The organism is Pseudomonas fluorescens, from assembly GCF_004683905.1.
GTDB classification, from domain to species: Bacteria; Pseudomonadota; Gammaproteobacteria; order Pseudomonadales; family Pseudomonadaceae; genus Aquipseudomonas; species Aquipseudomonas putida_A.
The window spans coordinates 3,795,644-3,807,678 of record NZ_CP038438.1; the positions used below are offsets into that span (position 1 = coordinate 3,795,644).

General features: G+C 61.6%; 12 protein-coding genes. 5 read left to right on the forward strand and 7 right to left on the reverse strand.

All coding sequences use genetic code 11. The features are described from left to right. Nucleotides 1-23: 23 nt before the first annotated feature. Nucleotides 24-446, forward strand: coding sequence for a hypothetical protein (locus tag E4T63_RS17365; RefSeq protein WP_047601787.1), 423 nt, complete (start codon nucleotides 24-26; stop codon nucleotides 444-446). Here the strand turns inward: E4T63_RS17365 and ligD are convergent, their stop codons facing one another. The 4 genes from ligD to E4T63_RS17385 all read right to left on the reverse strand — a co-directional run bounded on the left by ligD (nucleotide 447) and on the right by E4T63_RS17385 (nucleotide 6,347). Then, nucleotides 447-3,065 (reverse strand): DNA ligase D, encoded by a 2,619-nt coding sequence (gene ligD, locus E4T63_RS17370; RefSeq protein ID WP_135296126.1) that lies wholly within the window; start codon nucleotides 3,063-3,065, stop codon nucleotides 447-449. A 17-nt stretch (nucleotides 3,066-3,082) separates the two neighbouring features. Beyond that, nucleotides 3,083-4,036, reverse strand: a complete 954-nt coding sequence (locus tag E4T63_RS17375; protein ID WP_135296127.1) for a methyltransferase — start codon at nucleotides 4,034-4,036, stop codon at nucleotides 3,083-3,085. A 10-nt stretch (nucleotides 4,037-4,046) separates the two neighbouring features. Then, a complete protein-coding gene (locus E4T63_RS17380) occupies nucleotides 4,047-5,426 on the reverse strand; it encodes an iron-containing redox enzyme family protein (RefSeq protein ID WP_135296128.1) in 1,380 nt (459 codons plus the stop codon). 165 nt (nucleotides 5,427-5,591) lie between these two features. Beyond that, nucleotides 5,592-6,347: a tellurite resistance TerB family protein gene (locus tag E4T63_RS17385; RefSeq protein WP_135296129.1), complete on the reverse strand. Its 756-nt coding sequence runs from the start codon at nucleotides 6,345-6,347 to the stop codon at nucleotides 5,592-5,594. Nucleotides 6,348-6,597: 250 nt separating this feature from the next. Between E4T63_RS17385 and pcsA the strand changes: the two genes are divergently transcribed. Then, a complete protein-coding gene (gene pcsA, locus E4T63_RS17390; RefSeq protein WP_135296130.1) occupies nucleotides 6,598-7,320 on the forward strand; it encodes a phosphatidylcholine synthase in 723 nt (240 codons plus the stop codon). 137 nt (nucleotides 7,321-7,457) lie between these two features. Here pcsA and E4T63_RS17395 read toward each other — a convergent pair whose 3' ends face one another. Continuing rightward, complete coding sequence (locus E4T63_RS17395; protein ID WP_098964516.1) at nucleotides 7,458-8,270, reverse strand: class I SAM-dependent methyltransferase; 813 nt, start codon at nucleotides 8,268-8,270, stop codon at nucleotides 7,458-7,460. A 30-nt stretch (nucleotides 8,271-8,300) separates the two neighbouring features. Then, nucleotides 8,301-8,573: a DUF4242 domain-containing protein gene (locus E4T63_RS17400; RefSeq protein ID WP_007962415.1), complete on the reverse strand. Its 273-nt coding sequence runs from the start codon at nucleotides 8,571-8,573 to the stop codon at nucleotides 8,301-8,303. 228 nt (nucleotides 8,574-8,801) lie between these two features. Here E4T63_RS17400 and E4T63_RS17405 point away from each other — a divergent pair, with 228 nt between their 5' ends. Next, nucleotides 8,802-9,263, forward strand: a complete 462-nt coding sequence (locus E4T63_RS17405) for a GNAT family N-acetyltransferase (RefSeq protein WP_135296131.1) — start codon at nucleotides 8,802-8,804, stop codon at nucleotides 9,261-9,263. A 43-nt stretch (nucleotides 9,264-9,306) separates the two neighbouring features. Here the strand turns inward: E4T63_RS17405 and E4T63_RS17410 are convergent, their stop codons facing one another. Further along, complete coding sequence (locus E4T63_RS17410; RefSeq protein ID WP_135296132.1) at nucleotides 9,307-9,570, reverse strand: DUF2790 domain-containing protein; 264 nt, start codon at nucleotides 9,568-9,570, stop codon at nucleotides 9,307-9,309. Between the two features lie 296 nt (nucleotides 9,571-9,866). Here E4T63_RS17410 and E4T63_RS17415 point away from each other — a divergent pair, with 296 nt between their 5' ends. Both E4T63_RS17415 and E4T63_RS17420 read left to right on the forward strand, forming a co-directional pair. Further along, nucleotides 9,867-10,607, forward strand: coding sequence for a response regulator (locus E4T63_RS17415; protein WP_135296943.1), 741 nt, complete (start codon nucleotides 9,867-9,869; stop codon nucleotides 10,605-10,607). Continuing rightward, entirely contained in the window at nucleotides 10,604-11,905 is a 1,302-nt protein-coding gene (locus E4T63_RS17420; RefSeq protein ID WP_135296133.1) for an ATP-binding protein, read from the forward strand. Before E4T63_RS17415 ends, E4T63_RS17420 begins: the two co-directional genes overlap by 4 nt. Nucleotides 11,906-12,035: the final 130 nt, after the last annotated feature.

Below are 12,035 nucleotides of genomic sequence, written 5' to 3' on the forward strand. Positions count from 1 at the left end.
GGCAAAACCGTCTGACGGCCTCTATGATGGAGGCCATGACGACTCTTGCGCCTCCTGCGCCTTTGCGCTCACCCTGCCCGCCCGGCGCCTGCGATTGCGGGCGCGACGCGTTGCTGGAAACGCCGGGCACGGATCTGCGCATTCTGCGCCTGACCCGCGAGCAGGAAAAAATCCTCCTCGCACGGCTGGAACAACTCAAGGACCTCGCGGATTTGCGGCATCTGCAACAGCGCATGCACGAGCAGTTGGGCCTGCGCGTGGAAGTCGCTCCGGGGTTTCATGAGGTACGCAGCATGCTCGGCATCGAGATTCAGATCGAGGCGCTGCCGGGACTGTGCCGCAAGACCCGCAAGTCAATCCCGGCCGCGATTCGTCGGGGCTTGAACAACCACCCCGAAATCGCCTTCGAGCTGCTCAACGCCCACGACTTGCTGCGCGATACCTGATCATTTTTTCATGCCAACCCGCTTGCGCATTTCTGCGGTGATGCTCTGGCGGGTTTTCTTCAGGTCGGCCCACGGCTCATCGCCGACTTCGTTCAGACGCTCATGGACATTGCTGATGTTCCACTGATTGCCACCCTTGATCTCCCCCACTTCTTCGCGAAACAGCGGTACCGACACCGACAGTCCCTCACGGGTGCGCGCCGCGTAGGCACAAATGGTGGTGGCGCCCAGGCCGTTACGCAGGTAGTCGATGAAGATCCGACCGACACGATTTTTCGGCCCGGACACCGCGGAAAAGCGTTCCGGCAACAGCTTGGCCATGTGACTGACGATCGCATGGCTGAAATCCTTGACCTCGTCCCAGCCATGCTTGCGGGTCAACGGCACCACCAGGTGAATGCCTTTGCCGCCGCTGGTCTTGAGAAACGCCCTGAGCCCCAGTTCATCCAGCACGGTGAGGGTCAGCGCAGTGGCTTCGACCATGCTTTTCCACGGCAGCGCAGGGTCTGGGTCGAGGTCGAGAACAAACCGGTCAGGCTTTTCCAGATCGACGGTGGTGGCGTTCCAGGTGTGCAACTCGACCGTGCTCATCTGCACTGCGCCGATCAAGGCTTCGGCGTTGTTGATCAACATCACTGGTTGCCCGGTAACGTCCTTGTCCAGCGTGGTGATGCCGGGAATCGCCAGACGCTCGGCGTTTTTCTGGAAAAACAGTTCGCCGGCAATGCCGTCCGGCGCCCGCACCAGCGCAACCGGGCGATCCTTGAGCTGCGGCAGAATCCACTCGGCGACGCTGGCGTAATACTCGGCCAGTTGCATCTTGGTGGTGCCGCTGACCGCATCGATCACCCGATCCGGGTGGGTGATGCGCACTTTGCCGCTGGCCAGCCCCAACTGGGACGGCGCTGGTTCGGCTTTCTTCGGCTCGGTGGCTTTCTTTGATTCTGCAGTTTTCTTCGACGAGGCAGCTTTTTTCGACGGGGTGGCTTTCGCTGAAGTCTTCACGGGTTTCGCGCGCTCCTCGGTAATCGACCTGGCCGGTTTGTCATTGCGCAGACCATGGAACACGGCGTGACGTACCGAACCGTCCTTGGTCATTTCGGCGAACGCCACTTCTGCCAACAGATTCGGTTTGAGCCAGTGCACGCCTTTGGCCTCGAAGCCGCTCGGCGGATTGACCACCGCACCCTTCTTCACCTGCAACGGCTTGAGCTGGGCGAGGATGCTCTTCAATGTAATTTCATTGAAGCCGGTGCCGACCTTGCCGGCATAGCGCAACTCGCCACTGTCGCGATCATGCAGGCCCAGCAGCAAGGCGCCGAAGGCACTGCGCGCGCCTTTCGGATCGGTATAGCCGACGACCACGAATTCCTGCCGATGCTTGCACTTGAGCTTGATCCAGTCACTGCTGCGCCGCGACACGTAGGGCGAGCCGAGACGTTTGCCGATCAGCCCCTCCATCTGCATCTGGCAGGCACTGTTGAGCAGTGCGTCCGCCGTTTCATCGAAGGCTTCGGAGAAGCGCAGCAACGGCTGCTCATGCCCACCGAGTACCGTGGACAGCGCAGCGCGGCGCTCCTCGACCGGCACTTCGCGCAGGTCAACACCGTTGAGGTACGGCATGTCGAACAGGTAGTACATGATGCTGCCGCTGCGCCCGGCTTCGAAGGCGTTTTGCAACGCCTGAAAATCCGGCACACCCTGCTCGTTGGTGACCACCACTTCGCCGTCCAGCCATGCCGATTCAAGCCCCAGCTCAGCCAGTGCTTGCGCCTGTTGCGGCAGTTTGTGCGTCCAGTCGTGACCGTTGCGGGTGAACAGTTGCACCTGATCGTGATCGATGCGCGCCATGATCCGGTAGCCGTCGAACTTGATCTCGTAGCTCCACTGCCCTTCTGGTGCGCTGTCGACCAGGGTCGCCAGTTCCGGTTTGAGCTGCGCCGGCAGTTTGGCCTTGCGCGCTCCGGTGAGCGTCCCGGATGCCGCTTTGCGCGGTTTCGCCGGGGCCTTTTTCACGGGCCTGGCTTGCTCGGCGGCGAGCTTGGGTTTGCTGATCAGGGTGCGCTCGCTGAGCACGCTGTCCGGCTCGGCGCTGAGCACATCGTAGTCGTCCTGCGGGCGCGCCGCACTGTCCTGATGTTTGATCAGAAACCAGTTTTCCTTCTTGCCCGGCATGTGCGTGCGCACCAGATTCCAGATCCCGGAGAGCTTTTCGCCCTGCAGCTCGAACTTGAGTTTGCCCTTGGCGTAGGCCTTGGCTGGATCCTCCTGCGGAATCCACACACCACGATCCCAGACAATTACATCGCCTGCACCGTAATGCCCCTCGGGAATGCTGCCCTCGAACGTCGCATAATCCAGCGGATGGTCTTCGACGTGTACCGCCAGACGCTTGACCTTGGGATCGAGCGACGGGCCCTTGGGCACCGCCCAGCTCTTCAGTGCGCCATCGAGTTCGAGGCGAAAGTCGTAATGCAGGTGCGAAGCGTCGTGCTTCTGGATGCAGAACTGCAGCGCATGCTCAGTGGCCTTGCTGCGGCCACGACGCTTGACGGCAGCGGGCTCCGAGGTCGCCGAGAAATCGCGCTTGCGGTTGTAGTCGTCGAGGTTCCTGGTCATGGCGCACCTGCCTTGTGTCAGCCAATGCGGGTCACGGTCAGCGCGACCACGGCGATCCGGTCTACGCGCTGGTAACCGGGGTTCAACAACTCTTCACCGAACACGTCGGGATCCAGCTCGCGATAGGTCCAGCCGAATCGCGTCGAGTCCAGGCGTGGCACCACGGTGTCGAAAAACGGATCGCGGCCATCGACCATCGCTACCCCTGTGTACAACAGCAACGAGCCACCGGGCGCCAGTCGATTGAGCGCCTGCTCGACGATGCGCAGCGACAACCCCGCACCGAGCGAGCCACCGCCATGCCGATAAGCACGCCCCGCCGGGTCAGCCATGTACGGCGGGTTGGCGACAATCAGGTCGAAGTTGCCTTCGGTGCCCTGCAGTACATCACTGGCCTGCACCTCGACATTCGCGACCTCGGCCAATGCTGCGTTGATCGCGGTCAGGCGCAGCGCGGCGGGATTGATGTCGACCGCCAGCACCTGCGATTCTCGCCGTGCGCGGGCAATCAGGATGGCGCCGACGCCGGCGCCGCAGCCAATGTCCACCGCACGCTGAATCGGCGCGAAGCTCTGTTGCAGATGCGCGTGAATCAGCTGTGCAAACCGGTAAGTGTCCGGGCCGAAAAATACCGAGTCGGCGGCATCGGTGGGAAAGCCGGAATGCACGAACAACAAGTCATCAAGACTCGACCAGCGCACCCGGCTTTTCAAGCGGCCGTCGTAGACGTCAATCACTTGTGCCTCCTGCAATTGCCGCTGTTCGTCAGCGGACAACAGCCCCGGTTCGAACGGGCGCGACCAGCCGAAGACGTCGCGCAGGGTATCGGCCACCTGCCCTTCGTCACGCTGGTTGACCCGCTGATGGGTCAATGGCGTTGGCGTGATGAAACGGTAGCCGTCGGCCTGCAAGCGCCGGCCGAGTTGCAGCAGCGTGAGATCATTGGCGGACAGTTGTTCTTCCTGATTCATGGAGATTTCCTTAGCGCAGACTGGATTTGAGTTCGATGAAGCGACGTGTCGCCAGCAGCCCCGCCGGATGGGCATGGCGGGCCGGTGCCAACCATGGGATCAGCGTGGCCATTTGCGCGTGTCCGTCCTGACCTTGCAGGGCAGACATCAGGCGCTGCACATCGGGATCGTGTTCGGGCACGGCGGCGTCCGGGGTGGCGACCTGACGGCTGCGTCTTGGCACCGTTTTTTTCTCCGACGACGTCCAGTCGCCGGCAATCCAGTCGTGCAGCAGTTGCTTTTCATACGGACTGAACACGCCGAACATCGCCGCACCGTCGCCATCGATCAACTGCCAGAAACGGCTGGCTTGCGGATCTTCATTGCGTTTGATCCAGCCTTTGTCCTGCATTGCCTGCAGGAAACCCGGTAGCTGTTCGGGAGTGGCCAGCCACTGATTGACGGTTTTGCCTTCGAAACGGCAGTAATCGGAATGCATGTGCTGACCGAACGGGCGTTTGCGCTCTAGCATCGCCAGCACTTCCTGCTCCAGGTCAAAACCTTCGATGATCGCGCGGCTACCCTGCCCCAGGTCGTTGAGTCGATAGCCTAGCGATACCCGGCGCAGGAATTCGCCGCGATCGGCTTCCAGTGGTAGCAGGTCGAGCACCGACTGCACGGCTTTTTGCGCGTGGCCGGTGCTGGCGTTATCGATGGTCACGTGGAGGGTGAAGTAGTACGGATCGAGGCCCAACTCGCTTAGTTCATAGGCACTGATCAGCAAATGCAGCGGTAGTTGTTCGTAGCCGAGGTTGTAGCCGATCACCTCCGGCAGCAAGCTTTCGCCACAGGCGCCAAGTGCCAGTTGCAGTGCACCTTGCAGGTAGCGTTCATCGGCGATGGCGCTGGCGTCCTGCAAGCCGTGCTCAGCGAGCAGTTTGCGGTAGATCACTACGTGGTTTTGCGCCGGATTGCCGTCGCCCAATTCTTCCAGATAGGTACACAGCAACCCGTCGAAACGCGGGTCGCGCCACTGCGACAACAAACCGTACAGCCACGCGCCATCCACCAGTTTGGTCGGTGCCACGGCTTGCAGAAAGTACAACGCGTGAGCCTTGTTGCTGAAGAACTGGCGCGGTCCGCCGGCCTGGCGTTGTTGCAGGTAATCGGCGTACTGCCGGGCAACTTCTGTGCAGTGCTCGGCGACCCAGCCTTGCCACGCCGACGGATCCTGCGGAAGTTCTTCGGGCAACAGCGTGGCGCGCTGCAACTGCTCGGCGAGAAAATCCTGCGCGAGGGTTTCAGGCGCATCCTCAAGCAGCAGTGCCTCATAAATACGCCGCAAATCGCCGTCGGGAGTGATGGGCTGTTGCTGCGCGCTCGGCGCCTGCAAAGGGGTCAGGGCAGTCATGTCAGTGTTCTCGTTCGGTTGGCCGGTCAGGGCGTTGTTTCACGCCTCTACATCAGCAGAGCAACCGCTACGGAGAAAAATTCAATCGACATGAAAATTGCCCTGACGGACGGAGCATCGTGGTCCCGGCAAGGGCTGCCCGAGACCGCGATTTTTGACGGTGCTTCAGGCCCGACCTTTGGCCTGAGCCTCCAGATGCACCTGCAACTGCGGGGCGATCTGCAGCGCGGCAGCCAGTTCATCCAGGTAGTTGCGTTCGGCGTCTTGCTGGTCGTCCACCAGGATCACGCTGACCAGATACATCTCGGCGGCCATGGCCTGGTCGCCGTTTGCAGCCGTGGCGACTTCGTTGGCGTCCAGCGATTTGGCGACTTCGCTTTCGAACCACTGCTGCAATTGCGGATCGTCGGTGTGCTTGCTGATTTCACTGTTGATCATCTGTTGTTCCCGGGGGTCGATCTCGCCGTCAGCCTTGGCTGCCGCGATCAGCGCCCGCAGCACCGCGTGGCTGTGTTCCTCGATCTCGGGGCCGGCCAGCAGATTGGCCATTTGCGGGATCTGTTGTGGCGCCGCCGACGCCTGACTGCGCTGCCAGGCCTGATATGCCTGGAACGCCATCATTCCCAATGAGGCCAGCGCCGCATAATTGGTGCCGCCGGAACGACTTTGTGTACCGCCGCCACCGAGTGCCCCGCCCAATCCACCGCCGCCACCGCCGCCAAGCAAACCACCCAGCAATCCACCCAAACCGCCCAGCCCACCGGACTGCGCGCCACTGGCGCCTGTACTCGCGCCGCCGCCCAACAGACCGCCAAGCAAACCGCCCAACCCACCCAGCCCACCGCCGGCCGAACCAGCACCTTGTTGTCCCGCCGAGGCCTGGCCCCGCAGCAGTTGTTCGAGCAAATCGCTGGTGTTCATGATCTCGTCCTCAGCCATTGGCAATAAATGCGTCAGGCAACAATAGACCGCCGACGCCGGCGCGCCAGCACCGTCTGGCTGACGCTGGCAGATTTCGCCGAGGTATTTTTTGTGCGGGCAGCTAAGATTCAAAGGTGGTGAACCTTATCCCGGCCAAACCGGTCGATAGCTGCAACCCCGACCCGGTTTGCCGGCGCCCTTTGCCCAAGGGTGATACCCGGCATGCTTCATTTTTCTGGAGAACGCCCCTGTGATATCGACCGTACACATCGCCAGGCTCAAAGCATGGGGCGCCCATGGTTTTACCGCGACCGGCGTGGTCACAGCCTTTCTGGCGACCCTCGCCCTGCTGGAAAACCAGCCTACTCACTGCCTGATGTGGCTGGGCGTGGCATTGATCGTCGACGGTCTCGACGGGGCGTTGGCACGTAAGGTCAATGTGCAGTCGGTGCTGCCGAGTTTCGACGGCTCGATCCTCGATCTGGTGATCGACTACCTGACCTACGTGTTCATTCCGGCGCTGTTCATCTATCGCTACATTCCCCTGCCCGACTACACCCTGCTGCTGAGCGTGTCGCTGATTCTGGTGTCGTCGCTGTTCTGTTTCTGCAACGTCAACATGAAGAGCAAGGACAACTATTTCGTCGGTTTCCCCGCCGCGTGGAACGTGGTTGCCCTGTGCCTGTACATCATCGACCCGGGGCCGTGGATCACCTTTCTGACCATCATCGGTCTGGCGCTGCTGACCGTGACCCGCATGAAGTTCCTGCACCCGTTCCGGGTACGCCGGTTCATGCCGATCAACATCGCGGTGACGGCAATCTGGCTGCTGTGCAGCCTGTCGCTGGTGCTCAATCACCCGGTGATCAATCCGCTGGTGATGGGTTTGTGGTTGCTGGCGTCGGCGTACTTTCTGGGGATCTGCATCTGGCGTACGGCGCTGGAGTGGGTTGATCGGCCGCACCTGAAATAGGCCTGATCGCCACACCTAAAACCTGTGGGAGCGGGCTTGCTCGCGAATGCGTATGTCCAGTCAATAATTCTGTCTACTGATCCACCGCATTCGCGAGCAAGCCCGCTCCCACAGGGGTTTTGCATGGTTCTGAACATTCAGCGCTTGGTAATGACCACCTCCAGATACTCGCTCGGCACCACCAGCGACTTCTCTCCCACCCGGTTCGAGCGGTTCAGCAGATCCGCCAGATCACTCTCCAGCGCCTGCCCGCTTTCCGGCGGCAATGCCGCAAAGGCCTTGTGTACCGGCCCGTACCAGTGACGGAAAATGTCGATGAAATGCGCCGCCGAGCGATAGCGGAAATTGAAGGTGCGGCGGGTGACCTGCAGCAGAAATTCGCGCTCATTGAAGTGGCTGTGCAACCACGCTTCAGTGCCCCAGTTCGACGGCGGCTGGGCCACGGCGGGGGGTGGCACGTGGCGACCAAGCACCTTGAACATCTGGCCGACGAAACCTTCCGGCGTCCAGTTCGCCAAACCAATGCGCCCGCCCCTTCGGCAGACCCGCGCCAGTTCCGCTGCGGCAGTCGCCTGATCCGGGGCAAACATCACGCCAAAGGTCGACAGCACCGCGTCGTAACTCTCGTCGGCGAACGGCAACGATTCGGCATCGGCGACCTGAAAAATCACATCAAGATGCTCGGCCCGCGCCCGATCCTGCCCGCGCTCCAGCAGCGCCGCGACATAGTCGGTCGAGGTCACCTGACAACCACGTCGCGCCGCCGCCAGAGTCGCATTACCGTTACCGGCGGCGACATCCAGCACTTCCTCATCGCAGTGCAGGTCGCAGGCCTCGGCGAGGTTTTCGCCGACGATCTGCAAGGTGGTGCCGATCACCGCGTAATCGCCGCTGGCCCAGGCGACTTTCTGGCGCTCTTTCAGACCCGTCAGATCAATGGGAGTACTCATCAATCGTGCTCCGCAGCAGGTAGAAGGACTTCATTCGGCCGTGGTCGGGTCGATGACCGTCATCACCCGCGCCACGCTGTTGGCCGGGAATCCACCCAGCCTGGCGTGCTCGCGCACCTGCTCTTCGTCAGGGGCGATGTAGACGCAATAGATTTTGTCGGCGGTGACGTAACTCTGCAGCCACTGCACCTGTGGCCCGAGTTCACGCAACACCTGGCAGGAGGTTTGCGACACGGCTTGGAGTTCTTGCGGCGACAGCTTTCCGGCCCCTGGAATCTCGCGTTCAATCACGAATTTCGGCATGGCAACCTCGCGTTCTTTTTATCAGTGACAGGGTCGGCAGTGGCCCTGCTCATCCACTATCGCGCCGAGGGTCGATGGCGTCCCTGCCAATCGTCCGAAGAGCCGGCAAAACAACGGCCGGGCCGATGAGTGGCGGTTTTTTGTAAAGGCCTCGAGACACTCCGAGATTGCCATTGCGTGGGGCAATCGGCTTTTATGCCTTCCCGTCTTCCGTGAATGGATTCCATCATGTCCCTGCGTCTTGAATGGCTCGTCGATCACCCGCAGCACAGCGACACTTACGCCGCGTGGATTCACCGCCAGTTCGCCTACGAATATGCCGAGCAACCCTTGACCGAATGGCAACGCGAGTTCGCTGCCGGCCAGGACAATGGCGACTGGTCATGCCTGATTGCGCTGGACGGCGAGCGTCTGCTCGGCGGTGCGGCGCTGGCCCGGGCGGATCTGGCCCTGCGTCCGGATCTCGGCCCTTGGCTGGCGTGCGTGTTTGTCAGCCCGCAAGCTCGTGGCCAGGGGCTGGCAGAGCGGTTGATCGATGGCATCAGCCAGGCGGCGAAACAGCGCGGCTTCGCGCGTTTCTATCTACACACGCAGAGCAAGCAGGACTACTACGCCAAACGCGGCTGGACAGTGCTGGAGCGCTTTCGCGCGTGGGACAACGAGCAATGGCTCATGGTGCGCGACCTGTGAGCCATTGATGTGCGCGGCGGTGACTGTCGATGCATCTGAGCACTCAGTTCTGGTTGTTGCAGCCATCGGCGAATTTGCGGTAATCCAGCACCTGGGTTTTTCCGGCCGAATCCAGGTACGTCATGCGCGCATCGATAATGCCGCAGGTCACCGCGTTGTCCTCGGTCATCGACAGCACTTTCTGGATGTCCAGGTGCGTGCCGTAGGTGTAGGTGTGCGGGCTGCCATCGGCTTCGGCCCGGGCCGACAGGGTGCAGATGTTCAGGGCGGCGAACAGGCAGGCGGCGACAACGGTTTTGTGCGTCATGATGGTTTCCTCAAGGCTTGTATGGGTTGAGCCGAGGCAAGTTGTGTGGGCCTCGATGGAGCCTATTTGAGGCGCGTGAGGTATCGCGTCTGTGTCAGGAAACGGCCGCTATCAATCACTGTGTATCCCCACCGCCCGGAGATACACAGCGATACAAAACCCTGAAAAAATCGCGTTTTTGCATGTGTGTGTATCCGCCATTACGCCAGATACACTGCAATACAAACCCGGGCAGGCAAGCCGGCGCAGGCTCGATAGACTGCATGGCATTGCCCTTTGATAGAGGTTCTGCACCGATGGAACATGTCGATCACATCCTTATCGTCGACGACGACCGCGAGATCCGCGAGCTGGTCGGCAATTACCTGAAGAAGAACGGACTGCGCACCACCGTGGTCGCCGATGGTCGGCAGATGCGCAGTTTTCTCGAAGCCAACACCGTTGACCTGATCGTGCTCGACATCATGATGCCCGGCGACGATGGCCTGCAGCTGTGCCGCGAATTGCGCGTGGGCAAACACAGGGCCACACCGGTGCTGATGCTCACGGCGCGCAACGATGAAACCGACCGCATCATCGGCCTGGAAATGGGCGCCGACGATTACCTGACCAAGCCGTTCGCCGCCCGCGAACTGCTGGCGCGGATCAACGCGGTGCTGCGGCGCACACGCATGCTGCCGCCGAATCTGGTGGTCACCGAAAGCGGTCGCCTGCTGGCCTTCGGCCGTTGGCAACTGGACACCTCGGCCCGGCATCTGCTGGACAATGACGGCACACTGGTAGCCCTCAGTGGTGCCGAATACCGCTTGCTGCGGGTGTTCCTCGATCATCCACAACGGGTGCTCAGCCGTGATCAGTTACTCAACCTGACCCAGGGCCGCGAAGCCGATCTGTTTGATCGCTCGATTGATCTGCTGGTCAGCCGTTTGCGCCAGCGCCTGCTTGATGATGCGCGTGATCCGGCCTACATCAAGACCGTGCGCAGCGAGGGTTATGTTTTTTCGCTACCGGTGGAAATCCTCGGGGCCTCGGCATGAGCCTCAAGCTGCATTGGCCACGCACCCTGGCTTCGCGGTTGTCGCTGATCTTTCTGGTCGGGCTGATCCTGGCCCAGGCCCTGTCGTTTGGCGCGCAGTATTACGAGCGTTTCCAAAGCGCCAGAAGCACCATGCTCAGCAATATGCAAAACGACGTTTCGACGTCGGTTGCAATCCTCGACCGCTTGCCCGCGCAGGAACGCCCTGCCTGGCTGCCACGACTGGCTCGCATCAACTACGATTATCGGTTGAACGACGGCGATCCCGGCGCCCCGCTCGACGCCGAGGAGGTACCGGTGGCCGCGACCTCGATCAGCAGTGCGATCGGCGGCGCCCGTCCGCTGTCCTTCAGCCGTTTTCCCGCGGAGAAAAAACACTTCCAGGCCCATTTGCGCCTCAGCGACGGCAGCCCGTTGACCATCGATGTGCGTCCGGCCATGCCGCCGCTGTCGCCGTGGCTGCCGGGGGTATTGCTCGGGCAACTGGCGCTGCTGATCGCCTGCACCTGGCTGGCGGTGCGCATTGCCATACGCCCCCTCGCCCGCCTCGCCAATGCCGTGGAATCCCTCGACCCCAACGCGCACCCGGTGATGCTCGACGAACACGGCCCGACCGAAGTGGCCTACGCCGCACGGGCCTTCAACGCGATGCAGGCGCGGATCGCCGCGTATCTGAAGGAGCGCATGCAACTGCTGGCAGCGATTTCCCATGACCTGCAAACCCCGATCACCCGCATGAAATTGCGCGCAGAGTTCATGGACGACTCGGTCGAGAAAGACAAACTGTGGAACGACCTCGGCGAGATGGAACATCTGGTGCGCGAGGGCGTGGCGTATGCCCGCAGCATCCACGGCTCGACCGAGGAAAACCGGCGCACCGATCTCGACTCGTTCCTCGACAGCCTGGTGTTCGACTATCAGGACATGGGCCAGGACGTGCAACTGAGCGGCAAGAGCGCGGCGGTGATCGATACCCGTCCCCAGGCTCTGCGTCGGGTGCTGGTGAACCTGACCGACAACGCACTGAAATTTGCCGGTGCCGCGCAGTTGCAGGTCGATATCGACGACGGTCTTTGCATCAAAATCCTCGATCGCGGGCCAGGCATTGCCGAAGCCGAGTTGCAACAGGTCATGCAGCCGTTCTACCGGGTGGAAAACTCGCGCAACCGCAGCACCGGCGGCACCGGCCTGGGCCTGGCCATCGCCCAGCAACTGGCCATGGCCCTCGGCGGATCACTGACCCTGAGCAACCGCGAGGGCGGAGGCCTGTGCGCGGAGTTGAAATTGCCCCTGCGCTGATCCCCACACCAATCACCTGTGGGAGCGGGCTTGCTCGCGAAAGCGGCGTATCAGCCCCTGATGCATCGACTGACACACCGCGTTCGCGAGCAAGTCGAATCTTCGTACCGCCGCTCCCACATTGGAATTT

Excerpts from the sequence above, each read along its gene's own strand:
- E4T63_RS17375 (WP_135296127.1), bottom strand. The coding sequence starts at position 4,036 with ATGAATCAGGAAGAACAACTGTCCGCCAATGATCTCACGCTGCTGCAA.
- E4T63_RS17410 (WP_135296132.1), bottom strand. The coding sequence starts at position 9,570 with ATGACGCACAAAACCGTTGTCGCCGCCTGCCTGTTCGCCGCCCTGAAC.
- E4T63_RS17420 (WP_135296133.1), top strand. The coding sequence starts at position 10,604 with ATGAGCCTCAAGCTGCATTGGCCACGCACCCTGGCTTCGCGGTTGTCG.
- E4T63_RS17385 (WP_135296129.1), bottom strand. The coding sequence starts at position 6,347 with ATGAACACCAGCGATTTGCTCGAACAACTGCTGCGGGGCCAGGCCTCG.
- E4T63_RS17380 (WP_135296128.1), bottom strand. The coding sequence starts at position 5,426 with ATGACTGCCCTGACCCCTTTGCAGGCGCCGAGCGCGCAGCAACAGCCC.
- ligD (WP_135296126.1), bottom strand. The coding sequence starts at position 3,065 with ATGACCAGGAACCTCGACGACTACAACCGCAAGCGCGATTTCTCGGCG.
- E4T63_RS17365 (WP_047601787.1), top strand. The coding sequence starts at position 24 with ATGATGGAGGCCATGACGACTCTTGCGCCTCCTGCGCCTTTGCGCTCA.
- E4T63_RS17415 (WP_135296943.1), top strand. The coding sequence starts at position 9,867 with ATGGAACATGTCGATCACATCCTTATCGTCGACGACGACCGCGAGATC.
- E4T63_RS17395 (WP_098964516.1), bottom strand. The coding sequence starts at position 8,270 with ATGAGTACTCCCATTGATCTGACGGGTCTGAAAGAGCGCCAGAAAGTC.
- E4T63_RS17400 (WP_007962415.1), bottom strand. The coding sequence starts at position 8,573 with ATGCCGAAATTCGTGATTGAACGCGAGATTCCAGGGGCCGGAAAGCTG.
- E4T63_RS17405 (WP_135296131.1), top strand. The coding sequence starts at position 8,802 with ATGTCCCTGCGTCTTGAATGGCTCGTCGATCACCCGCAGCACAGCGAC.